Source organism: Bacillus sp. ISL-45 (genome assembly GCF_018613195.1).
In the GTDB taxonomy this organism is placed as follows: domain Bacteria; phylum Bacillota; class Bacilli; order Bacillales; family Cytobacillaceae; genus Mesobacillus.
This window is the reverse complement of record NZ_JAGGQQ010000005.1, coordinates 394024-418557: the sequence shown is the minus strand read 5'-3', so window position 1 is coordinate 418557 and position 24534 is coordinate 394024. Positions and strand designations below refer to the sequence as shown.

Sequence of the window (24534 nt, the reverse complement as noted above, 5' to 3'; positions counted from 1 at the left end):
GCCTAATCTAGCTTCAGCCCCCGAAAAAGAAATCCAGGAGATTAGATCCGGCAGATGCTTCTTTGTTGTAAAACTCCGAGTATCCGCAATTCCTACAGTAAACGACAGTGAACTGGTTATTCTGGATATCAAACATCTTGGACAAGCCCGTTCCTGTCATTGCCACATCCTTCTGACCTGCATCTGTGCTTCCGCATTTAATACAACCATTTCCGATCATGTATTCCAACTCCCTTTTTTAAGCTTTAGTACATTTACGAATCAAGTAAAATTTGGTTTCACTTTTCCGCCCTTTCGAGGGGCTTCTGAACTCGCCATACTTTTTTTGGACAGGATGCAAAGTTTCCGAAAAGAGCCAACATAAAAGAAGCCTAAAAGGGATAACTTATGCTTATCCTATTTTCGGAACTAGAGGTGGAAGCATGGAGTGGTTTGGTCACAGCAATGAAGTTTTTGATTTTAATATGTTTTCTGCTAGTCATTATGCGATTATCACTATCTTTGTTTTGGTTAGTATCTTTATTTTCACTAACCGACAGAAATTAAGTGATGAAAAATGGAGGAAAGCAGAGCTGGGAACTGCCCTGTCATTAATATTGATAGAGATTAGCAACCATCTTTGGATGTACAAGCATGCTGTCTGGAAATTAGGGCGGTCAATGCCGCTTGAGTTATGCAATATTGGGCTCCTGCTGGCAATTGGTTTATTACTGACCAGGAAGAAAATATTTTTCGAGCTTTTGTTCTTCATTGCTTTATTAGGAGCTACACAAGCCATCATCACACCTGCATTAACCTATGATTTTCCCCATTTCCGCTTTTTTCACTTTTTCTATGCCCATATGATGATTGTATGGGTGACCCTTTATTTCCTATGGGCTAAAGGTTATTATCCAACCTTCAGTTCTGTCATAAAAGTTGTTCTTTTTATCAATCTGCTGCTGCCAGCGATCCTGTTCATTAATAAGGCAGCTGACGGAAATTACTGGTTTTTACGCCATAAACCAAAAAGTCCAAGCTTTATGGATTTACTCGGCCCGTATCCGTGGTACATTTTTTCATTGGAGAGTTTACTGGTATTATTGAGTTTAATTACCTGGCTCTGCATGAGGAGCTGGCTAAAAGGAGAGAAAAAAACTTCTTATTCAGAGTCATGAGTGGATTTAGTTAATGCACAAAAATCGGATCTATAAAAAAAGCTTGCGGCAGAACCCGCAAGCCAAGTGGACAATCACTTACCTTCTAAAGTTGTTTTCTAATGAAATCAAGCGTTTTATCAATGATTACTTGCTGGTCGTTATCCAGTGTAGCAACATGATAGCTTTCTTTCAAATGAAGAATCTCTTTTATTTCTGAACTGATATCATCATAAATCGTTTGCGAATTATCAGGCGGGACAACATGGTCCTCGGCCGAAACAAAAATTAATGCTGGGCAAGAAACCTTTGAAAGCTCTTCTTTCACTGCACTCATAAATGGCAATATTTCTTTAATGGATTGAACCGGAGTTTTTTCATAGGCAAGCTCTATTACTCCCGGCTTCTTGATGTCGGAACCAATGGCATCCAAAAATCTTGTTCCTTCCAGCTGGAGAACTGGCTCCATTGCCGGTATATCAATGGCCGCATTGATCAGTACGATTCCTCTGATTTCAGGATATTTTTCAGCCATGTATAAAGTCAGTGTTCCTCCCATTGACAGGCCCGTCACAAAAATCGTATCACAACGCTCTTTTAACCACTGAAACCCTTCTTCTACCGATGCGATCCAATCCTGATAGGTGGATTGTTCCATGTCCTCATAATGAGTACCGTGGCCTTTCAATCGCGGTCCGCAAACGGTATATCCTGCAGCTGCATATACCTCGCCCAGAGGCCGCATACTCTGTGTTGAACCCGTAAAACCATGCGATACCAATATACCTACAGAATTACCTTCAAAATAAAAGGGTTCTGCCCCCAGCAAAACTGGATAATCTTCTGCCATACTCAATCCCTCCAATCTTAATACCATCCTTTAAAGGTTTCGACTGGGGCTTTTGAAAACCCTTCCTGCATTTAAAAAAGGCTCTTTTCTCAAACTTTGTTGCTATTGACTACAAAATAGGATTGAAGGACCTATTTTACTTCGCAATGTCGACTCTTTTGTGAGAAAAGAGCATGCAAACTTGATACCGACCTGCGACATGGCCTTATTTTACGTTAAAATCGGCTTTGGGATTTTAACAACAATTTTTACGAAAAAGCCTTAAAAAAATTCCACTTCACCCGCTATAAATGTAAAAGCACAGCGAACACGAGGTCCGCTGTGCTACCTTTCTTATTCCATCCATTCAGTGTGGAAAATACCTTCTTTATCGATGCGCTGATAGGTGTGGGCACCGAAATAATCGCGCTGGGCCTGGATCAGGTTAGCCGGCAATGTTTCTGTTCTATAGCTGTCAAAGTATGAAAGTGCGGCCGAGAAGCTTGGCACCGGGATACCATTCATGACAGCAGCTGAGATAATTTCCCGTAATGACTGCTGGTAGCTGTCTGCGATTTCCTTGAAATAAGGGTCGAGCAGCAGGTTTTTCAGAGCAGGATCGCGATCGTATGCTTCCTTGATTTTTTGGAGGAACTGAGCTCTGATAATGCAGCCTCCACGGAAGATCATCGCAATATCGCCATAATTCAAATCCCAGCCATACTCTTCGGAGGCAGCTCTCATTTGGGCAAATCCCTGGGCGTAAGAACAAATTTTACTCAAATAAAGTGCCTTGCGGATCGACTCAATGAATGCCTCACGATTGCCATCGAATGGTTTTGTTTCAGGGCCAGAGAGGACCTTGCTCGCTTCCACGCGCTCTTGTTTCATGGCCGAGATAAAGCGGGCGAAAACAGATTCTGTAATGATTGGCAGCGGCACACCAAGGTCAAGAGCACTCTGGCTCGTCCATTTACCAGTTCCCTTTTGGCCAGCGGTATCAAGAATCATATCAACAAGTGGTTTGCCTGTTTCATCATCTTTCTTTGTGAAAATATCAGCCGTTATTTCAATCAAATAGCTGTCAAGCTCACCTTTGTTCCATTCAGCAAACACTTCATGAAGTTCTTGGGCACTTAATCCAAGGACATGCTTCAACATAAAATAGGATTCAGAAATAAGCTGCATGTCGCCGTATTCGATTCCGTTGTGTACCATCTTTACATAATGCCCTGCACCATCGGGGCCAATGTAAGTAGTGCAAGCTTCTCCATTAACCTTTGCAGCGATATCCTGGAAAATTGGCGCCACCAGGTCATAGGCTTCTTTTTGTCCGCCAGGCATAATGGAAGGTCCATGAAGTGCACCTTCCTCCCCACCGGAAACACCGGTGCCGATGAAGTGGAGCCCAAGCTCGCTCAATTCCTGGTTTCGGCGCAGAGTATCAGCAAAATATGTATTGCCTCCATCTATGATGATATCTCCCTTTTCCAGATGAGGTTTTAATTGTTCAATTGTAGCATCAGTCGCTGCGCCAGCTTTGACCATCAGCAGGATTTTCCGTGGCTGTTCAAGCGATTGAACAAATTCCTCAATGGAATAAGTTCCGACGATCTTCTTGCCTTTCGTTTCCTCAAGCATTTCATCCGTCTTTTCCCTTGACCGATTATATACTGATACTGAATAGCCTCTGCTTTCGATATTCATGGCGAGGTTTTTCCCCATGACAGCAAGGCCAATGACTCCAATTTGCTGTTTTGACATATGTTAACGTCCCTTCTTTCTAGAATTAGGTATTTAAAATCATACAAACTAATTTAACAATGAACCTATACTTGTGCAAACAATCTGGTTTGTCCCTTTTTATTTTGACTTAACAAGGTCTAGCTAAACCATTAAAAATCTTTTTTCTCTTTTCTGCGATCCTGGAGGAAATCCTTATTAAAGCTCGTCCCAGCCCCGGCATTCTCCCTGGTTGATACCTTTTTCACCTGGGAGCCGGCACTTTCAATGATACTTTTGCCATATTTCTCTCGCAGCTGGCTCATCGTATTGATCAGCGGCTCCTTTTTGGCATCCTGCTCATAAGAAAATAAATCGAGCTGCTTGACTGCTTTGTCCGCTTCAAGCAGCTCGGTGCCAGTGATCCCCAGCAGCCTGATAGGGTCTCCATTCCAATGCTTCAGAAAAAGCGTTTTGGCGGCCGCGGCTATTTCGTTCTGCTTCGATACAGGGTTCTGCAGCTTCTGGCTCCTGGTAATCGTCTTCCTGTCCTTAAAGCGGATCATCACACTAATACTTGTGGCGACCGCCTCCTTCCTCTTCATCCTTGCTGCTACTTGCTCTGACAATCGATCAAGAACCTTCAGAAGCTCATTCTGATTCGAAATATCGCGAGGCAGCGTAGTCGAATTACCGATGCTTTTAAAATCGTAGACAGAATCCGGATCTACCTGGCGGTTGTCCAGGCCATTAGCTCTTTCTTTCAATCTTAATCCGTTGATGCCCAGCAGCCCTTTCAGCTGGATTTCATTTGCTGCCGCTAATTCGCCTATTGTATTGATTCCAATACTTTTTAGTTTGTCCGCTGTTTTTGTTCCTACTCCATGCATTTCCCCGACCTCAAGCGGCCAGAGTACCCTTGGGATGTCTCGCTTTCTTAAAACTGTGATTCCCATTGGTTTCTTCATATCGGAAGCTGTTTTCGCCAGGAACTTATTTGGCGCTACTCCTATGCTGCACGGCAAGTCAAGCTGCTCAAAAATTCTTTTTTGAATGCTTTCTGCGATTTCCAGAGGCGCCCCCAGGTCGGAGCAATCCGTTATATCCATATATCCCTCATCAATGGAAACAGGTTCGACAACCTCTGTGTATTGGCGCAAAATATCAAACATAGCAGCAGATGCTGTGCGGTATCTGTCAAAGTTCGGTTTTCTTATGATTAAGTCCGGGCAAAGTTTTTTGGCTTCCCATAGCGGCATCGTGGTCTTGACGCCGAATTTCCTCGCTTCATAGCTGCAGGTTACAATTATTCCCCGTCTTTCTTCCGGATTGCCGGCAATCGCCAGTGCCCGGCCCTTCAATTCAGGATCGTAAGCCATTTCTACTGATGCATAGAAGCTATTCATATCAACATGCAAAATGACTTTGCCCTTTTTTGGATACATTTCTTTCATGATCCCACTTCCCAAATATACGTTCCCTTCTAGTTTATCAAAAAAACTCCTTCATTACTTATATAGAGATTAATTTTACGGTTTATCGAGTTTTGAACATTATGTGAAGAAAAGCGCCAAAACATTAAATATCTTCATAGGAAAACCGATAAGAAAATATAAGGATATAGAAAAATGGGGGAAACTTTTATGCAGCATTGGTCTATTGGCAGAAAGTATGCAAGCGTTTTCTCATTCATTATGGTCATTTTTTTGGGCAGCTTCATCTATTTGACGACTGTTTTATCAAACCTTCAAAATGCGATCGACCTTGCCGAGGAAAAAAGTGATTATGCAATCATGATTAGTGAAATGGGGGCTACATTCCGCCAGAAGTATATCATTATCACAGACTACATAACAGAACCGAAACCAGAGCTTCTGACACTCTACAAAACAGAAAGTGATCAATTTAACAGTTCAGCTGACAAGCTTAAAAACAACGTAAAAACAGAGGAAGCCCAAACTTTGTTCAATTCAATTGTCAAAACAGATAAGCATATGGATAAAATCTGGGAAGATGAGATTTTAAAAACTGTAGAAGATTTCAAGAAAAACGGTGAACAGGTTGATATATTTACCCAAATTAGTCTCGCTAACAAGGCTGAGACCATCCGCGATATGAACATTGATAAGCTTAATGCGCTCAGGACTGCAATCCTTGATGACCGGACAACAATCATGAAGGAAACCCATTCTACAATCGCAACGATGATTCGGAATACATTTATCATTATCATTATCGCGTTTATCATTTCTTCAGTGGCAATGTACTTTGTCTCACGCAATGTCAGCAAAAACCTTAAGGATGTCGTTGCTTACTGCAAGAAACTTGCAGCCGGTGAGTTGAATGCAAAGGCATTGCAGGCCAAGAGCAAGGACGAGGTCGGCCAGATCATCCTGGCAATGAATCAATTATCCGGAAATCTTAAAGCCTCCATTTCAAACATTCTTGCGTCATCTGACCAGGTGAATGCAATGTCAAGGAACCTGAAGCTAAATGCTGAAGCGACAACAGAAGCGAACAATGAAATCACGACATCAATCATGCAAGTTGCCACTGCCTCTGATGAGCAGGTGAAAATTTCCGAACGCACGAACGAAGCAGTCGAAAATGTTTCTTCACAATTGATTGAAGTGACTGGTTCGCTTAAAGAGACGATCCATACGACAACAAGCACGAAGGAAAAAATCGAGCAAGGTAAACTGTATGCTTTCAATGTCACCGAACAGATGGATGAAATCAATGGAAAGGTCACTGAATTAGCCAATGTGATTCATTCCCTTAAAAATAATTCTCAGGAAATCCATCGAATCATTGAAATCATTACTGATATTTCAAATCAAACGAATTTACTGGCATTGAATGCCGCGATTGAAGCAGCAAGAGCCGGTGAGCATGGCAAAGGCTTCGGTGTCGTCGCCCAGGAGGTCCGCAAGCTCGCTGAGCAATCAGCTGGTGCTGCAGAGAGTATCCGAACCATCCTTGAGCAGACTGGCAAAGAGACGAACCTTGCAGTGAATGTTATGGATGAAAGTCAGACAACCGTACAAAAAGGCAATGAACTGGTCGAGAAAGTAGCCGAAATTTTCACCGATATCGCCCAATCGATCGAGGAAGTCAGCCTAAAAGGAAATACCGCAAGCAGTGCGGTCATGAATGCCAACGATAGGATGGAGTTCATGGCACATGCTGCAACTGAAGTAATCACCGCGTCTTCCAAGTCGGCACAATTCCTCGAACAGGTAGCTGCCACAACAGAAGAACAAAATGCCACAATGCAGGAGCTGTTGGAATCATCCAGCAAGCTGTCAAACATGGCTGAAGACCTGAGGAAATCATTCTCCAGCTTTAAACTGTAGCTACAAAAAACAAGCTGACCAATTAAAATCGGTCAGCTTGTTTTTAGTCAAACGAAGTAAGTAAAACTTTAGTTATGTAATTCTTGTTTTTGGTTTTTCATATATTCCTTTATTTCTTTGATCCCTTCAAGTGATTGAATCAATGTTTCCGGGTCTATTAACATGATCATGCGCTTATCGAAATTGGCCACACCGGTAATGAACCTTGTCTTCTGGTAAGCAACAAGGCCTGGCTGCTTAATGTTTTCCGCAGGAATTTCAAGAATTTCCTTTGCATCCCTCACAAGGGCCCCCATTGAAATTTCCGAAGTCTCGATCACGATCAGCCTGGTTTTGTCTTCAACTTGAATATCCCGATTATAAAGCACCTTTTCCAGGTCAATGACCGGAATCAAGTCTCCCCTTACTTTTGTTAAGCCTGTTACATAATCAGGCATATGAGGGATTGCTGTCATCCCTTCCATTTTTTCAATCGAAATGACATAAAGAATCGGAAAAGCGTATTCTTCATTCCCTGCCTGGAATACAACCGTCTTATTGCTATCAGCCATTGGAGTACACTCCTTTATTTAATTTCCTTCTATCACTCTATTTAATTCCTGGTGGATACTAGTGAATCATTCCAAATATTATATCGGATTCTTTAGAGTCATCTTTAGGACAATTGAGGGGTTAGTGAATTTAAGTTTAATGGACAGTTTGATGGCCGGCTCGCCCCGAAATGTCTATTAAACCGTAGTTCTTGGACATTTTGACGGGCGGCTCCTCCCGAAATGTCTATTAAACCGTGGTTCTTGGACATTTTGACGGCCGGCTCCTCCCGAAATGTCTATTAAAGCTTGGTTCTTGGACATTTTGATGGCCTGCTCGCCCCGAAATGTCTATTAAAGCTTGGTTCTTGGACATTTTGATGGCTCCTATACAATGAAAAAAAGGGCTTTCCCAGCAGGGAAGCCCTTCCTCGTATTATTGTGCTGCTACTTCTTCAATCAATGCGATAACCATCTCGGCAAGCTTGTTGAGCTCTTCGATTGGCATTCTTTCATTCGTTGTGTGGATTTCTTCATATCCTACTGCGAGGTTGACGGTCGGCACCCCAAAACCGGCAATGACGTTTGCATCGCTTCCGCCGCCGCTGTGCAGCAATTCTGAGCTTCTGCCGATTTTTGCGGCTGCTTTTTTAGCGAGCTCAACGACCAGGTCACCTTCACCAAATTTGAAGCCAGGGTACATGACCTGGACATCGACATCTGCCTTGCCGCCCATTTCCTGTGCAGCTGATTCAAATGCTTCTTTCATTTTTGCCACTTGCGCTTCCATCTTTTCAGGAATAAGAGAACGTGCTTCTGCAAGGATCTCTACATGGTCGCAGACGATATTTGTTTGTGTTCCGCCCTGGAAACGTCCAATATTCGCTGTGGTTTCCTCATCAATACGGCCAAGCGGCATTCTTGCGACGGCCTTTGCCGCAATCGTAATGGCTGAAACACCTTTTTCTGGGGCAACACCTGCATGAGCCGTTTTACCATGGATGACAGCTGCTACTTTTGCCTGTGTAGGTGCTGCAACAATAATGTTCCCTACCTTGCCGTCACTGTCCAGCGCATATCCGTATTTCGCTTTTACCAATGAAGAATCCAATGCTTTTGCACCAACCAGGCCTGATTCTTCCCCAACAGTAATGATGAACTGGATTGTACCATGCGGAATCGATTGTTCCTTTAAAACGCGGACTGTTTCAAGCATGACAGCCAGTCCAGTCTTATCATCAGCACCAAGGATCGTTGTTCCATCAGTAACGACATAACCATCTTTAATGGATGGCTTCACGCCATTTGCAGGAACGACAGTATCCATGTGGGAAGTAAAGTAGATTGTATCTGCTCCTTCTTTTGTCCCTTGTAAAGTACAGATCAGGTTTCCGGCTCCGTGACCAGTTTGTGCCGTTGTATCGTCCTCGAATACCTCTACGCCGAGGTCCTCGAATTTTTTCTTAAGGACACGTGCAATTTCAGTTTCATACTTTGTTTCAGAGTCAATTTGGACAAGCTCTAAAAACTCATTCAATAAACGTTCGTTATTAATCATTCTAGCCGACCTCCAATTATGTATATACTACTAGAGTATAACGCTAATTGAATCTCAACACCAAACACAAAATCCTACAGCGGGATGTTGCCGTGCTTCTTGCCTGGTCTGTCTTCCTTTTTCGTTCGGAGCATTTCCAGTGACTGAATCAATTTGATTCGTGTTTCTCGCGGATCGATGACATCATCCACCATTCCCTGGCTTGCCGCGACATAAGGATTCGCAAATTTTTCACGATACTCATCGATTTTCTGCTGCCTTGTCTCTTCTGGATTGTCACTGTTATTGATTTCTTTCGCAAAAATAATATTGGCAGCTCCCTGCGGACCCATTACAGCGATTTCAGCATTCGGCCATGCGAACACCAGATCCGCCCCGATCGATTTACTGTTCAGGGCCACATATGCGCCACCGTAAGCTTTTCGCAAAATCACGGTGAGCTTAGGAACGGTTGCTTCCGAATAGGCATAAAGGATTTTTGCTCCATGGCGGATGATGCCGCCATGCTCCTGCTTGATACCTGGGAAGAATCCGGTGACATCTTCAAAAGTGATGATGGGGATATTGAAAGAATCACAGAATCTGATGAAACGGGATGCCTTATCGGAAGAGTCGATATCAAGTCCGCCTGCCATCACCTTAGGCTGGTTGCAGACGAGGCCAACGACCTCCCCTTTAATTCTTGCCAGACCAATGACAATGTTTTTGGCAAAATCCTTCTGTATTTCCAGGAATGAGCCGGCATCGACTACCTGCTCAATTACTTTACGCACGTCATACGGCCTTATTGCATCGAATGGAATGGAATCCGTTAAATCTGGCCTGTAGTCATCTTCAGCATCTGCCTCTAACCTCGGCGGCTTTTCTTCATAGCTTTGCGGCAGATAGCTTAACAGCAGTCTGACCTGCTCTAGTGTTTCTTCTTCAGACTGGCCATGGAAATGAGCATTGCCACTGATCGTGTTATGTACAATCGCACCGCCAAGGTCCTCTGCAGAAATTTTTTCGCCGGTTACCGTTTCAATTACTTTAGGTCCGGTGATGAACATCTGGCTCGTTTTTTCGACCATGAAAACAAAATCCGTAATAGCTGGAGAGTATACTGCCCCGCCGGCACATGGACCCATGATCACGGAAATTTGCGGGATCACTCCAGAATAAATGGAGTTGCGGTAAAAAATATGACCGTATCCATCAAGTGAAACAACGCCCTCCTGGATCCTTGCTCCGCCAGAGTCATTCAACCCAACGAATGGAGCACCATTTTTAGCTGCCAGATCCATTACATTGGCGATTTTCTTTGCATGCATTTCACCTAAGGCTCCACCAAATACGGTGAAATCCTGTGAAAACAAATAAATCGGCCTCCCGTTCACCTTCCCGTATCCGGTTACAACTCCATCTCCTGGGCCTTTCTGGTTCTCAAGTCCAAAGTCTGTGCTCCGGTGCTGGATGAATGGATTCAACTCCACAAAGCTCCCTGGATCAACTAGTAAATCAATTCGTTCACGAGCAGTCAGCTTCCCTTTTTCATGCTGCTTTTCGATCCGTTCGTCACCGCCGCCCAGTTCAATTTCCCTGCGTTTATCGTATAGTTCATTGATTTTTTCATAGATGTCTGGCATTTCTATTCAGCCTCCCCGTTCTTCTCGCAAAGTTCGTATAAAACGCTTCCTGTCGATTTTGGATGCATGAATGCGACTAACGCTCCCCCTGCACCTTTCTTAGGAACATCCTGAATCATTTTGATTCCATTTTCCTTCATATCATTGATTCTTTCCTGGATCGAATCTACGCCCAGGGCAACATGGTGGATTCCTTCCCCACGTTTTTCGATAAAGGAAGCGATAGCGCTTTCTCCAGATAAAGGTTCAAGGAGCTCAAGCTTCGTTTCTCCCGCTTTCAGGAAAGCTACTTTGACCTTCTCACTGTCTACTTCCTCGATTCCCAGCAATGGTAGCTTCAGCACCTCTGTATAAAATGGGAGGGCATGCTCAATAGATTTGACAGCAATGCCGATATGGTCGACCTTTTTAATCATGTAATTCCCTCCAAATATTATTTAAATATATTTAACTGTTTTAATATTCGACAAAAATGTCACAATTCCTTCTAATTTCAACGAACAATACCGTTCATGGGGAAATTATCATTGACATAATAATTAAGTCATTATATTTCTAAACTATCATAAATTCCCTCGAAGGTTGGTATAAATGCATCTCTTAAAAGGGTTGTTGAATTCATCAGATGATTGTAAAATAGTAGTGATAGATAGCGAAAGCTTTGGAAGGGGGATTTCTTTTATGCGTAAGCCAAATATCAGGAAGGTCGTAGTTTACATCATGCTTTTTACTATGCTTGCTTCAACCCTTCTTATGGGATTATCAACATTCCTATAATAACTATAAATAAATCAAAGGGCTGTCATCTGACAGCCCTTTTTATTCGATGATTGCTCCATATTCTTTACCTAATTCTATAAAATCTTTAGAAGTAGAAGTTACTAGAATCTTTGTTCCTAATGGTATGTATTCATACAATGATTCGACTGCCTCATTTTGAAGGCGGATGCAGCCCTGGGATATTTTTTTCCCGATACTAGAGGGGTCATTTGTTCCATGGATTCCGTATGTTCGGCCATCCGTATCCTCTGCATCGAACCCAATCCACCTGCTGCCAAGAGGATTGCTGGGGTCACCGCCCGGGATATCCTTTTTACGGTAATAAGGGTCAGGAGCTTTGACAGTGACGGTAAATAAACCTTCGGGTGTCAGCTCATCTGATTTGCCAGTTGCTGCGCTGACCACCGTCTGGACTCTGTTCTCATTGATCAGTGCCACTTCATTTGTCTGTTTATTCACAATTACAAATGGATCTCCAGGAAGCGGATTTGTTCCAAGCGGCCAAATAGGTGAAAATATGAATGCTGCTAGAAGCATAGAAATAAACACTGGCATGTTAATCCCCCCGTGGTCTATTTCCGTTAGTTTGTCACGGCCGCTTCATTTTTATCCTCACTTGTCTTAAGTCCTTTGAATGACCGTTTCAACAAAAGGAATTGTTCCATTTCATTAACAAAATGGAGAAGTGCGGCCCTCGCTTCGAACTCTTCCCTTGTTTTAGGAAGCTCCATATTCTCAAACTCCGTTTTCATCCTCATCAATTTTTCCAGATAAATAAGAACTGTATTACCAGGGTGAATCCCTTTGGATAGCGACTCGACAAACTCAGCAACAATATTAGCCTGTTCAACATGCTGCGGAATTGAAGTGATGGAAGGAAGAACTCTTTCAATGATTTCAAATTGCTTTTCCCTGATTCTAAAATATTGATAATACAAATTTTCATCTCTTAAAAAATGATTTTCTACGTCCTGGATGGCAAGTGCCTTTGCCTTTTCAATAAGCGTCGCAGTCTCGGTCAGCTCCCGGCCATCCCAATTAGAATCATTCTTTCTAAGGTAAAGTGTAATTTCGCTGAATATCTTCTTGAATTGGGCTTCAATTTCTCTTTGGTATTCCTCCAGCTTGTTGTCGACACTCGGCATATACAAATTCATGATCAATGCCACACCTATTCCAATCGTAATAATTCCAAGCTCGTTTAACAATAGTTGTCCAGTAAACTTTTCCGCAGAGTAAATATGCATGATGATGACACTGCTTGTGACTACGCCTTCCTTTGCTTTAAACATGACCACGGTCGGGATGAAAAACAGCAGTAACAACCCGATGACAATTGGATGGTAAGCAATTCCCTCAAAAAACACCGCTGAGAATGCCATCGCAATAATACAGGCCAGGAACCGATGCCATGAAGCCTGGAGTGAACGCTTCTTTGTCACCTGTATACAAAGAATCGTCAGGATCCCCGCAGACACATAATTCTCCAAGCCAAGGTTCTGGGCAATGATGATGGAAACCGCTGTACCTAGCGCTGTTTTTAAAGTCCGATAACCAATTCTGAATTTCACAATGTATTCTCCTATCAAAAAACTTATACTGTTCAAACACTGCATACTACACGAAAGACTTTGGCTATCTATTCAGACAAACCTCAACCAAATAAAAAGATGACCATACCATTTTTGATATGATCATCCATTAGTTTATCAGATTCGTCATCCATTATAAAAGCGAGGCTAGTGTCTTACAGCATTTTTTCTAGAAACTCTTTTGCCCTGCTGCTCTTCGGGCTGCTGAAGAATTCTGCTGGCGGGGCATCTTCGACCAATACTCCGCCATCGAGGAAAAGTACTCGATCGGCGACTTCACGGGCAAAGCCCATTTCATGGGTCACAATTGCCATAGTCATTCCGGTATGGGCGAGGGACTTCATAACCTCAAGCACCTCTTTGACCATTTCCGGATCCAATGCGGAGGTTGGTTCGTCGAACAACATGACTTCAGGGTTCATTGCAAGGGCCCGGGCGATTGCGACCCGCTGCTTTTGGCCTCCAGACAGCCTGTTCGGATATTCATTTGCCTTTTCCGAGAGTCCTACTTTTCTTAGAAGCTCCAGTCCATGTTTATCAGCTTCAGCCTTGCCCGTCCCTTTAACCTTTATCGGTGCATACGTAATGTTTTGCAGCACGGTCATATGCGGGAAAAGGTGAAAGTGCTGAAACACCATGCCGACATTTTCACGGACTTTCATAATGTTCGTTTTCTTGTCGGTAATATCTTCTGAGCCAATCAAAATCTGGCCGCTTGTCGGCTGTTCAAGCAAGTTTAGGCAGCGGAGGAAAGTCGATTTCCCTGAACCAGATGGCCCAATGATGGCCACAACTTCACCGTTTTCGATGGTAGTGGATATTCCTTTTAATACTTCCAGCTTGCCAAATGATTTATGAAGGGTTTGTACTTTAATCACTTTGTCTCATTCTCCTTTCAACTAGCTTGCCAATGAATGTCAAGGAGATGACCATGAGATAATAAATCAGGCCGGCAAATATTAGCGGCTCAAAAAATCTATACTGCTCCCCGCCAACAATATACGCTCTCCGCATAATATCATTTGCTGCAATAACCGTTACAATCGCCGATTCCTTCGTCAGGGTGATAAATTCATTCATCAATGCAGGCAGAATATTTTTTAAAGCCTGCGGCAGGATGATGTCCCGCATCATACGATTACCCGGAACACCAAGAGCCATCGCTGCTTCTTTCTGTCCTTTATCCACCGCTAAAATTCCAGCACGAATGATTTCCGATATATATGCAGCCGAATTCAAAGAGAAAGACGCCACCGCGGCAGTGTAGGATGAAATCTCAAAGCCAATAATCTGCGGAGCTCCGTAATAAATGATCATCAGTTGCAAAATGAGCGGTGTGCCGCGAAAGATGGATGTATAAACATCTGCGAACCAATGGAGCGCTTTGTATTTGCTAATTTTTAAGATTGCAAGGATGATTCCAAATGCAAAGCCCAGAAGCCCTGCTACCAATACTATTTTCAATGTGACGCCAATTCCCTTCAGGATATATGGCAACGAAGGAAGGATGGCAGTAAAATCAAGATCCATACTCTTAACAGCCCTCTCTGTCTATTTCATAAAGGAGAAAGGCGCCCGGAAGACATTAGCATCCTGAACGCCTGTATTGATTCTTACTTTTCTCCGCCAAACCATTTAACGATTAATTTGTCTACTTCACCGTTTTCCATTTTTTCTTTCAGAACCTTGTTGAATTCCTCTGTCAGCTTGCTTCCTTTAGGGAACGCGATGGCTGAACCGGCTTCTTCTTCGCTTCCATCCTCAATCGTAAATCCAGCAAGATCAGGATTATTCTTGAAGTATCCTTCTGCCACTGTATCTTCAATAATTGCTGCATCAATACGGCCAGCTTTAATTTCCTGCACCAATTCAGGGATTCTTGTTCGTTTCTCAATCTTAATTTCAACTGTTTCTGAAATTTTTTCCGCTTCTTCTTCCTGGATGGACGAAAGCTGGACACCAACAGTCTTTCCCTTTAGGTCCTCGATTGCTTTGATGTTGCTGTCTTTCGCAGAAACAATCATATGTTTCGCTGTATAGTAAACATCAGTGAAATCAACGTTTTCTTTACGTTCAGCAGTTGGAGTCATGCCTGCCATGACAAAATCCACGCGGTCAGCCTGCAGTGCACCGATAAGACCGTTGAAATCCATATCCTTAATTTCCACTTCATACCCTAACTCACTTGCAATCAGATTTGCCAGATCTACGTCAAAACCAATAATTTCATCACTTGTAGCTGTTTCCACGTATTCAAACGGAGGATAGTCAGCTGAAGTCCCCATTTTAAGGACTTTCTTTTCTTCTCCGCCGGCCCCAGATGTTTTTTCAGTGCTTGTCCCGCATGCAGCGAGAATTCCCATTAATAACACGCTCATCATAAAAACTGAAATTACTTTTTTCATTTGTTTGTTTTCCCCCTATAATATTCATTCTGTAATTTTATACAGCTTTATTAATATATCAGCTATTAAACATAAAGTTTTCTGCATAACAACTAATATTTATTAACTAAAATGTATTTTAACACATATTAATAAATATGCAATAATATTTTTAAATATAAATTATATGGATTTTACCAATAAAAAAAGAACCCCGGCAAAACCGGAGTTCTTAAAAAACTTATACTTCTTCGCAATATTCTTCGAATGCATTTTGCAGTTTGTTCACTACTTGCATTGGGTCATGACCTTCGATTTCGTGGCGTTCGACCATTGTGCAAAGCTTGCCATCCTTCAACAATGCGAAAGATGGAGATGATGGCGGGTAGCCCGTAAAATAGCTTCGTGCTTTTTCTGTTGCCTCTTTATCCTGGCCGGCGAAAACAGTCACAAGATTGTCTGGGCGCTTATCATAATGAACAGCATGTGCTGCTGCAGGACGGGCAATGCCTCCGGCGCAACCGCAAACTGAGTTTACCATGACAAGTGTTGTTCCTTCTTTAGCAAATGCTTGTTCTACTTCCTCACTAGAGGTTAATTCTGTATATCCAGCTGCCACGATTTCCTGGCGCGCCTGGCGGACTACATCATTCATAAAAAAATTGAAATCCATGCTCATCGATTCGATATCTCCTCTGCTGAAAAATAACTGGTACATAAATACATGATACCAATTAAAATTAATTTTTCAAAGTATGTTTAACTTTCAGGAATTCCGGGAAAGGTAACAATACAGCTAGATCCATACCCCTAAACTCCCTAGATGAAGGACAACGGAACATTCCGTTGTCCGCTTTTTTTTGCTTGATTACGTAATGCTTTTCGAATTATGGAACATAACGAGTAATACCGAAAATGGCCTTGGAATACGAATGTGGAAAAAGAGAGTTTCCCAAAATCTTTAAACATATGGGCACCCTCTCTCTTTTTGTAGCTTGTTATAATTGTCCGTTGATTTCCGTTCCAGGCGCTTCGCTTTCCGCGGGGCTGGCGATGAGCCCCTCGCCGCCGTTGGCGCCTGTGGGGTCTCATCTGTCCAGCTGAGCCCGCAGGAGTCTTCGCGCCTTCCACTCCAATCAACTAAGCTGTATACATTCATTTTTAAATTCAAAATAAACAAACCAGTTTGTCCTTCTAGAGGGATTCAAGTATTGATACCTCAACAGCTAATTTTCATCTCCAAAAAAAGCTCTAAATAACTCCTCGACACCTGAAGCTACTGGCCTGTTTCCCGAAATAACTTCGTTTTCTACTTTTGGAAGCAAACTCTTAATGGAGGGATGTTGAAAAAAATTCATCTGAAGCTGATCAATGATCATATCATTCAGCCACTCTTTTGTCTGGAGTCTCCTTCTTTCATCAAAGATCCCGCTTTTTTTTGTAAACCGTTCAAAGGCAGTGATTGTTTCCCAGATTTCACCAATACCTTTGTTATGAATTGCTGAACTGGTCATGGCAGCGGTCTGCCACCCTTTTGTCGCAGGCTGCAGGAAATGCAGGATCCGGTTATACTCTTCTTTCGTTTTTTTCGCTGATTGTTCATTTGGGCCATCTGCCTTATTCACAATCACCGCATCCGCAAGCTCCATGATCCCTTTTTTCATTCCCTGAAGTTCATCTCCGGCACCAGTCAGGACGAGGAGCATGAAGAAATCGACCATATCCCTGACAATAACCTCACTTTGGCCTACCCCAACCGTTTCAACAAGGATGACATCGAACCCAGCTGCTTCACATAACAGCATCGTTTCCCGCGTTTTCCGATGGACACCGCCTAGCTTCCCTCCTGAAGGAGATGGCCGGATGAATGCCCGCGGATTCCGCGCCAGCTTTTCCATCCTCGTCTTATCGCCAAGAATGCTCCCTCCAGTCAGGCTGGAGGTTGGATCCACCGCAAGAACAGCGACCTTTTTCCCTTGGTCGCATAGGTAGCTGCCAAAGCTTTCTATAAATGTACTTTTGCCTGCTCCAGGAACACCTGTGATTCCAATCCTGATGGAGCTTCCGGACTCAGGCAATAGCTTATGCAGGAGGGTTTGGGCCGTTTGAAAGTCATGCTCAGCATTGCTTTCAATCAATGTAATCCCTTTTGCCAGTGCTGTCCTGCCCCCGGTCTTGATTTCATCCGCTAGTGACATCGGATCTAAACTGGGAGTTTTCTTTTTCTTAACAAAACGGCCGGCTTTCGCTGCCGGTCTATCGGCATTTACACCCGCCACTCCTGGCTTCACTACACTTGAAAACGAATCAGCCTTATTGGGATCGAACCATTCTGGCTTCTTTTCATCTGGCATTAACTCGACACTTCCTCATAGCCCAAACGCTCATAAATGGTCCTTAAAACCTTCTGCGCCGCAACTGGGATGACCGTTCCAGGTCCAAAAATCGCACTTGCTCCGTTATCGTAAAGGAATTGATAATCCTGGGCAGGAATCACGCCGCCGACAATGACGACAATATCCTCGCGGCCTAATTTTTTCAGCTCCTTCACAAGCTGCGGCAGTAATGTTTTATGTCCTGCTGCCAAAGAGCTGATTCCGATCGCATGGACATCATTTTCAACTGCCTGGATCGCTGTTTCTTCAGGCGTTTGGAAGAGCGGGCCAATATCCACGTCGAAACCTAAATCAGCAAAAGCGGTAGAAATGACCTTTGCTCCGCGGTCATGTCCATCCTGTCCCATTTTCGCAATCATGATGCGCGGCCTGCGTCCTTCGTTTTCAAGGAATTCCTCAGTCATTTGCTGCACCTCGGCAATTTCTTCCCCATTTGTAAACGCTGTGCTATACACCCCGCTGACTGATCGGATGATTGCTTTATGCCTTCCAGCTGCCTTTTCAATTGCATTTGAAATTTCTCCAAGTGTCGCCCTTTCGCGAGCAGCTCTTACCGCATATTCCAGCAGGTTGCCTTCGCCTGTTTCTGCTGCTCTTGTTAAATCATTCAGAGCTTCCTGGGCTTTTTCATCATTGCGGTTTTCTTTCAGCTGTTTAAGCCTTTCAAGCTGTTTCGCACGGACGGCTGTATTATCGATATCCAGAATTTCCAGTGGATCCTCTTGGTCCAGCTTAAATTTATTCACGCCGATGATCGTTTCTTTTCCAGAATCAATCTGTGCCTGGCGCCTTGCCGCTGCTTCTTCAATCCTCATTTTAGGAAGTCCGGTCTCAATTGCTTTCGCCATCCCGCCAAGACTTTCGATTTCTTCGATATGCTCCCATGCACGCTCGATCAATGCATTTGTCAGACTCTCAACATAGTAACTGCCTGCCCATGGATCAATGACCTTCGTAATCCCCGTTTCTTCCTGAAGAAATAGTTGTGTATTACGGGCAATGCGTGCGGAAAAATCAGTCGGCAGCGCAATTGCTTCATCCAGTGCATTGGTATGCAATGATTGAGTGTGGCCCATTGCCGCTGCATGTGCCTCTACCAATGTCCGAATAACATTATTATATGGATCCTGCTCAGTCAAACTCCACCCGGATGTTTGAGAATGAGTCCTCAAGGCCATCGACTTTTCATTTTTCGGACTGAATGTCTTGATCATTTTTGCCCAGATAAAGCGTGCAGCCCTCATCTTGGCCACTTCCATAAAATAATTCATGCCGATTGCCCAGAAGAAGCTTAGCCGTGGTGCGAATGAATCAATATCGATTCCAGCCTTAAGGCCAGTTCTGACATATTCAAGACCATCCGCGAGCGTGTACGCCAATTCGATATCCGCTGGAGCACCCGCTTCCTGCATATGATAGCCTGAAATACTGATTGAATTGAATTTCGGCATATATTTTGAAGTGTACTCAAAAATATCAGCAATGATCTTCATCGACATTTCCGGCGGGTAAATGTAAGTGTTCCGGACCATATACTCCTTCAGGATGTCGTTTTGAATTGTCCCGGATAATTGATCCTGTGTTACGTCCTGTTCCTCGGCCGTCACGATGAAGAACGCCATGATGGGCAGCACAGCACCATTCATAGTCATGGATACAGACATTTGGTCGAGCGGGATTCCGTCGAACAGAATTTTCATATCTAAAATGGAGTCAATCGCTACTCCTGCTTTCCCTACGTCACCCTCAACGCGGGGATGGTCAGAATCATATCCCCTGTGCGTTGCCAGGTCAAAGGCAACAGACAATCCCTTTTGGCCCATTGCAAGGTTTCGCCTGTAAAATGCGTTGCTTTCTTCCGCAGTCGAAAACCCAGCATACTGCCTTACCGTCCATGGCCGGTTCACATACATCGCTGGGTACGGTCCCCTCGTAAAAGGAGGGAGGCCAGGCATGCCTTCCATATGTTTGGATGCCTTTACATCTTTTTTTGTATACACTGGTTTCACCTTGATCTGCTCATTCGTTTCGAATAACAGATCATCGATGTTCTGCTGTATGTGCTGATTCACTTGTTCCTTGCTGACTTCCTTTTCCTCAGCAAACAAACGGACTTTTGTAAAATCAGGCTTTTGCATTTGTATCCACCTCCATTTCCTGAAGCATAGATGACAGAGTCTGCAACGCATTGCTTCTCATATGCAGGAACTCCTGTATTCCGGCAGTTTTCCATTCACTTTGTTTTTCATCCGGGATGCCTGCCAGATAAAGCCTGACATCGTGCTCATTTGTAATCTCCTGTGCCAGATTAGGCCCAAAAGAATTGTAAGCAGACTGATCGCCGCAAATCACAAACTGTTTCGCTTCAGACGAGTTAATAAAATCAATGGCTGCTGAAATAGAGTCCACTTCCCCGCTCCTTTCAGCAAGAATCCCTCCGGCTGACAAGAATCCGGAAATAAAATCTGCTCTTGCCTTATGCTTCTTCAGTTCACCCAGGCAAATCAAGCCGACCTTTGTCGCTAAACCCTCTTCCTGCAGCTTCCTTGCCCTGAACCTCAATTCTTCATATGGCTCAGCTAATCTTTTTAATTTCAATGGAGCAAAGCTTGGTTCCACTTCTTTAAAACTCTCTAACAGAGAGCTGTCAGACGAAATTTTACTGATGGTAGCATCAAGTGAGTCGCTCATGTAATGGCTTTTGATCTCCTGGACTGCAGGTTTACTGAAATCATCTGAAAGGTTGGCATAAACGTTCGTTCCAACCATGCTCTTTTTACGCGCAGCGATGTCCTGTTCACGGACTACAGCTGTCTGGGCAATCTGTTCCTGGAGCCAGCCTGATTTCAACGTTTCATATATACCGCCCCTACGATCCATATCAAGGAATACTTCCCATGCCTTTTCAGCCAGTTCCTTTGTCAGTGACTCGACATACCAGGAACCGCCTGCTGGATCGGCCACTTTTTCAAGATGAGCTTCAGATTTTAGCACCAGCTGCGTATTTCGGGCAACCCTTTCCGAAAAAGGATTCACAGTTCCTGCTGGTTCATCAAAGCTTCCACTATGCAGGTACTGAATTCCTCCTAAAACTGCAGCAAAGGCTTCATTGCCGACCCTCAGCATATTCACGTAGGGATCGAAAATCGTTTTTGTGAACTTCGAGGTTTCAGCTGATATGACCATTTTACAATCTTCAGGTTGTGCTCCGAAAGCTTCTGCTGTTTTGCTCCACAAGAGTCTGGCAGCCCTAAGCTTCGCAGTTTCCATGAAAAAGTTTGATCCAATTGCAAAATGGAATACAATCTTTGATAACGCTTTCTTTAATTCCCATCCATTGTCGAGCAGCTTTTGAAGGAGATAAGCCCCGGTAGATACGGCAATAGCCAGCTCCTGCACGGCATGAGCACCGCTATTATGGTATGGGGCACTATTGACTAGTATCGTCTTAACTTCTGGTAATTGCTGTGCTGCTTCTTCAAGGATCTTTGCCCATTTCATAAAAAATTCATCTTCCCCGACTGGGAGTCCGCCAAGCAAACCTGCTTCGGCAATTGGATCACCTGCGACGAAACCTGAAAGTCCTTCAGCACTGCCAGATTCCTTTCCGGCAACAGCCAATGCGGCAAGCAATGGCGTCTGTAACAAACCAGCGTCCAGAGCCAATGGATACTTATTTTTATAGGAAGAAATAAAGGAAACGAATGCACGGTTATCGGAAAACAACTCCTGTTTTACGTCAAAGGCAATGGCGGTTTGTCCCTTCGATAGCGCATTGTCGAGTTTCTCTTTCAACTCGCCTACATTAGAGTAAAAAAGGCGGTTTGCAATCTGCCAGGGCTCAGACTGATATCCAAGAGAATGGATGCCTCTTCTATAATCAAGCTGACCAGGCAGTTCTCCTGCCAATTCACTTGGAAGATCCTCTTTTGTATAAAGTGGTTTTAGAGTTATATTCTCATATGTATTCGTATAAAGAGAATCAATCGGTTTGCCTTTTAATGAGGCTGCGGCTTTTTCCTGCCAATCTTCAAATGTTGCATCTTTGAACGAGGTAGCTTTCATATTATCAATCGTCATAAACCTACTGTCCATAGTTCAGACAGCTTTCCCCCCTTCACAAAAATTGTAGTAAAATTCTAATTTTTATACTCTACTTTATTTTAGTATACGAATCCTTTTCTAGCAACGAAGGACATTTTTATGCGGCCGAACAAAAAAATAAAACGCCCAGGTTCTCCTGGGCGTTCTGCATTTTTATTAATATATGGACGTTGTCTCTTTTGATGTATTCTCAAGAATTTCCTTAACCCTTGCAAGGAAGCGGCCGCAAACCAGGCCATCCAGTACACGGTGATCAAGAGACAGACAGAGGTTCACCATATCACGGACAGCAATCATGCCGTTGTTCATGACGACAGGGCGCTTAACGATCGATTCTACCTGGAGAATCGCTGCCTGCGGGTAGTTGATGATTCCCATTGATTGAACGGAACCGAAGGAACCTGTGTTATTAACTGTGAATGTTCCGCCTTGCATATCCTCGGAACGAAGCTTGCCTGTGCGTACCTTTTGAGCAAGCTCATTGATTTCTCGGCCAATGCCCTTGATTGTCTTTTCGTCTGCATTCTTGATGACAGGTACGAAAAGCGCATCATCAGTAGCCACTGCAATGGAAATATTGATATCCTTTTTCTGGATGATCTTATCTCCAGCCCACATGGAATTAATCTGCGGGAATTCTTTCAATGCCTGGGAAACTGCCTTCACGAAGAAAGCAAAAAATGTAAGGTTGAAGCCTTCCTTTTTCTTAAAATCATCCTTAAGGCCATTCCTGTACTCTACAAGATTCGTAACATCCACTTCTACCATCGTCCATGCATGCGGAGCTTCGTGCTTGCTGCGAAGCATGTTAGCGGCAATCGCCTTGCGGACTCCCGTCACAGGAATCTCAATGTCACCGGCAGCCACCGTTACTGAAGGTGCTGATGCTGCAGACTGGGCAGCTGCAGACTGGGATGGCGCTGCAGTCTGAGTTTGTGCTGCTGGCTGTGATACAGCAGGCTGTGTTTGTGTGCTTTCTTTTACTTCTTCTTTCTGTCCAGAAGATTGTGGAATATTGCCAGATTCAATGATTTGCTTTAAATCTTTGCGCGTAATCCTTCCGCCAGCTCCACTTCCCTTGACCTGGGTTAAATCTATGTTATTCTCCTGAGCCAGCTTCAAAACAGCAGGTGAATATCTACCCTTGCTTCCTTCATCCGCTGCTTGTCCTGGAGCTGGAGCGGCACTTGCTGAAGCTGCGGAATTTGAAGCAGCTGCATCCGCTGCTGGTACTTCATCAGAAGTTCCGCCTTCAATTTCAACCGTGCAGATTATCTCACCAACTGCCAATGTATCCCCTTCACCCGCAATCAATTCTTTGATTGTACCCGAAAATGAAGATGGTACCTCAGCGTTTACTTTGTCGGTCATGACTTCTGCAAGTGGATCGTATTTATTTACTTTGTCACCAACGGAAACCAGCCACTTGCTGATTGTCCCCTCAGTTACACTCTCACCTAATTGAGGCATTTTAATTTGTTCGATTGCCACAGATTGACCCTCCTTCTCCATCATTCTATATCCAATGTGACTATGTTAAAATTCAGCAAGCTCTCTCATTGCTTTTTCAACTTTATCAGGATTGATCATGAAATACTTCTCCATTGTTGGAGCATAAGGCATCGCTGGTACATCTGGACCAGCAAGTCTCTTGATTGGTGCATCCAATTCAAATAAGCAGTGCTCAGCGATAATCGCAGAAACTTCACTCATGATGCTGCCTTCTTTATTGTCTTCTGTTACAAGAAGGACTTTACCAGTTTTCGAAGCAGCTTCGATGATGGCTTCTTTATCCAATGGATATACAGTTCGAAGGTCAAGGATATGGGCAGAAATCCCGTCTTTCGCAAGCCTTTCAGCTGCCTGCAGCGCAAAGTGGACTGCCAGGCCGTAAGTAATGACCGTGATATCCTCGCCTTCACGCTTCACGTCAGCTTTGCCGATTGGAAGAACATAGTCGTCTTCAGGAACTTCCCCTTTGATCAAGCGGTAAGCACGCTTATGTTCGAAGAATAATACAGGATCTTCATCCCGGATCGCAGCTTTCAACAATCCTTTTACATCATAAGGAGTCGAAGGCATGACGATTTTTAAGCCAGGCTGGTTCGCAAAAACTGCCTCTACAGACTGTGAATGGTAAAGCGCTCCATGGACACCTCCGCCATATGGAGCACGGATAACCATTGGACAGCTCCAGTCATTGTTTGAGCGGTAACGAATTCTTGCCGCTTCTGAAATGATCTGGTTTACAGCAGGCATGATGAAATCTGCGAATTGCATTTCAGCGATTGGGCGCATACCGTACATTGCGGCACCGATTCCAACACCTGCAATAGCCGATTCTGCCAGAGGTGCATCGATTACCCGGTCTTCACCGAACTTTTCGTACAAGCCCTGTGTTGCTTTGAATACCCCGCCCTTTTTACCAACGTCTTCACCGAGGACAAAAACTCTCGGATCTCTTTCCATCTCTTCTTTGATTGCCAATGTCACTGCATCTATATAAGAAATTACCGCCATTT

22 protein-coding genes and 2 pseudogenes are annotated in these 24534 nt (G+C 43.8%); 4 read left to right on the top strand and 20 right to left on the bottom strand.

Features of this window, described 5'->3' with window-relative positions:
* Positions 1-13 precede the first annotated feature (13 nt).
* On the bottom strand, positions 14-220 hold the full coding sequence (locus J7E35_RS07550) for a zinc ribbon domain-containing protein (RefSeq protein ID WP_214778480.1): 207 nt from the start codon (positions 218-220) through the stop codon (positions 14-16).
* Positions 221-422: 202 nt separating this feature from the next.
* Here J7E35_RS07550 and J7E35_RS07545 point away from each other — a divergent pair, with 202 nt between their 5' ends.
* On the top strand, positions 423-1157 hold the full coding sequence (locus J7E35_RS07545) for a YwaF family protein (protein ID WP_214778478.1): 735 nt from the start codon (positions 423-425) through the stop codon (positions 1155-1157).
* Positions 1158-1242: 85 nt separating this feature from the next.
* Here the strand turns inward: J7E35_RS07545 and J7E35_RS07540 are convergent, their stop codons facing one another.
* The 3 genes from J7E35_RS07540 to J7E35_RS07530 form a co-directional block, all read right to left on the bottom strand.
* Positions 1243-1986, bottom strand: coding sequence for an alpha/beta hydrolase (locus J7E35_RS07540; RefSeq protein ID WP_214778476.1), 744 nt, complete (start codon positions 1984-1986; stop codon positions 1243-1245).
* Positions 1987-2319: 333 nt separating this feature from the next.
* Positions 2320-3729 carry an NADP-dependent phosphogluconate dehydrogenase gene (gndA, locus tag J7E35_RS07535; RefSeq protein ID WP_214778474.1) on the bottom strand — a complete coding sequence of 470 codons (1410 nt, stop codon included), beginning with the start codon at positions 3727-3729 and terminating at the stop codon, positions 2320-2322.
* A gap of 131 nt (positions 3730-3860) precedes the next feature.
* Positions 3861-5141, bottom strand: coding sequence for a DNA polymerase IV (locus tag J7E35_RS07530; protein WP_214778472.1), 1281 nt, complete (start codon positions 5139-5141; stop codon positions 3861-3863).
* A 174-nt stretch (positions 5142-5315) separates the two neighbouring features.
* On the opposite strand from J7E35_RS07530, the pseudogene J7E35_RS23845 reads away from it, so the two are divergent.
* A pseudogene (locus J7E35_RS23845) lies at positions 5316-6101 on the top strand (HAMP domain-containing protein); the annotation flags it as partial.
* Between the two features lie 414 nt (positions 6102-6515).
* Positions 6516-7043, top strand: a pseudogene (locus tag J7E35_RS23840) (methyl-accepting chemotaxis protein); the annotation flags it as partial.
* Positions 7044-7111: 68 nt separating this feature from the next.
* Here the strand turns inward: J7E35_RS23840 and J7E35_RS07520 are convergent.
* From J7E35_RS07520 to mce, 4 genes are all read right to left on the bottom strand, one after another.
* Positions 7112-7594 carry a chemotaxis protein CheW gene (locus J7E35_RS07520; protein WP_214778468.1) on the bottom strand — a complete coding sequence of 161 codons (483 nt, stop codon included), beginning with the start codon at positions 7592-7594 and terminating at the stop codon, positions 7112-7114.
* A gap of 415 nt (positions 7595-8009) precedes the next feature.
* Complete coding sequence (locus J7E35_RS07515; RefSeq protein WP_214778466.1) at positions 8010-9131, bottom strand: tripeptidase T; 1122 nt, start codon at positions 9129-9131, stop codon at positions 8010-8012.
* A 74-nt stretch (positions 9132-9205) separates the two neighbouring features.
* On the bottom strand, positions 9206-10756 hold the full coding sequence (locus J7E35_RS07510; RefSeq protein WP_214778464.1) for an acyl-CoA carboxylase subunit beta: 1551 nt from the start codon (positions 10754-10756) through the stop codon (positions 9206-9208).
* Between the two features lie 2 nt (positions 10757-10758).
* A complete protein-coding gene (gene mce / locus J7E35_RS07505) occupies positions 10759-11172 on the bottom strand; it encodes a methylmalonyl-CoA epimerase (RefSeq protein WP_214778463.1) in 414 nt (137 codons plus the stop codon).
* A gap of 265 nt (positions 11173-11437) precedes the next feature.
* Here mce and prli42 point away from each other — a divergent pair, with 265 nt between their 5' ends.
* Complete coding sequence (gene prli42 / locus J7E35_RS07500; RefSeq protein ID WP_023627413.1) at positions 11438-11533, top strand: stressosome-associated protein Prli42; 96 nt, start codon at positions 11438-11440, stop codon at positions 11531-11533.
* Positions 11534-11575: 42 nt separating this feature from the next.
* Here the strand turns inward: prli42 and J7E35_RS07495 are convergent, their stop codons facing one another.
* The 12 genes from J7E35_RS07495 to J7E35_RS07440 all read right to left on the bottom strand — a co-directional run bounded on the left by J7E35_RS07495 (position 11576) and on the right by J7E35_RS07440 (position 24532).
* The gene (locus tag J7E35_RS07495) at positions 11576-12091 is read right to left on the bottom strand and encodes a L,D-transpeptidase (RefSeq protein WP_214778462.1); all 516 of its coding nucleotides are present in this window, start codon (positions 12089-12091) and stop codon (positions 11576-11578) included.
* A 26-nt stretch (positions 12092-12117) separates the two neighbouring features.
* Entirely contained in the window at positions 12118-13152 is a 1035-nt protein-coding gene (locus J7E35_RS07490) for an aromatic acid exporter family protein (protein WP_214778461.1), read from the bottom strand.
* 131 nt (positions 13153-13283) lie between these two features.
* Entirely contained in the window at positions 13284-14006 is a 723-nt protein-coding gene (locus J7E35_RS07485; protein ID WP_214778460.1) for an amino acid ABC transporter ATP-binding protein, read from the bottom strand.
* Complete coding sequence (locus J7E35_RS07480; RefSeq protein ID WP_192470710.1) at positions 13999-14658, bottom strand: amino acid ABC transporter permease; 660 nt, start codon at positions 14656-14658, stop codon at positions 13999-14001. Before J7E35_RS07480 ends, J7E35_RS07485 begins: the two co-directional genes overlap by 8 nt.
* Positions 14659-14741: 83 nt before the next feature.
* Positions 14742-15533 carry a transporter substrate-binding domain-containing protein gene (locus tag J7E35_RS07475; RefSeq protein ID WP_214778459.1) on the bottom strand — a complete coding sequence of 264 codons (792 nt, stop codon included), beginning with the start codon at positions 15531-15533 and terminating at the stop codon, positions 14742-14744.
* Positions 15534-15753: 220 nt separating this feature from the next.
* Positions 15754-16191, bottom strand: a complete 438-nt coding sequence (locus J7E35_RS07470) for a BrxA/BrxB family bacilliredoxin (RefSeq protein ID WP_214778722.1) — start codon at positions 16189-16191, stop codon at positions 15754-15756.
* 282 nt (positions 16192-16473) lie between these two features.
* The gene (locus J7E35_RS07465) at positions 16474-16671 is read right to left on the bottom strand and encodes a hypothetical protein (RefSeq protein WP_214778457.1); all 198 of its coding nucleotides are present in this window, start codon (positions 16669-16671) and stop codon (positions 16474-16476) included.
* Between the two features lie 67 nt (positions 16672-16738).
* Positions 16739-17866, bottom strand: a complete 1128-nt coding sequence (gene meaB, locus J7E35_RS07460) for a methylmalonyl Co-A mutase-associated GTPase MeaB (protein ID WP_214778455.1) — start codon at positions 17864-17866, stop codon at positions 16739-16741.
* Entirely contained in the window at positions 17866-20046 is a 2181-nt protein-coding gene (gene scpA, locus J7E35_RS07455; RefSeq protein ID WP_214778453.1) for a methylmalonyl-CoA mutase, read from the bottom strand. The genes meaB and scpA overlap by 1 nt, the downstream gene beginning before the upstream one ends.
* Positions 20033-22003 (bottom strand): methylmalonyl-CoA mutase subunit beta, encoded by a 1971-nt coding sequence (locus tag J7E35_RS07450; RefSeq protein ID WP_251040809.1) that lies wholly within the window; start codon positions 22001-22003, stop codon positions 20033-20035. The genes scpA and J7E35_RS07450 overlap by 14 nt, the downstream gene beginning before the upstream one ends.
* 165 nt (positions 22004-22168) lie before the next feature.
* Positions 22169-23503: a dihydrolipoamide acetyltransferase family protein gene (locus tag J7E35_RS07445; RefSeq protein WP_214778451.1), complete on the bottom strand. Its 1335-nt coding sequence runs from the start codon at positions 23501-23503 to the stop codon at positions 22169-22171.
* A 45-nt stretch (positions 23504-23548) separates the two neighbouring features.
* A complete protein-coding gene (locus J7E35_RS07440; protein ID WP_144476445.1) occupies positions 23549-24532 on the bottom strand; it encodes an alpha-ketoacid dehydrogenase subunit beta in 984 nt (327 codons plus the stop codon).
* Positions 24533-24534: the final 2 nt, after the last annotated feature.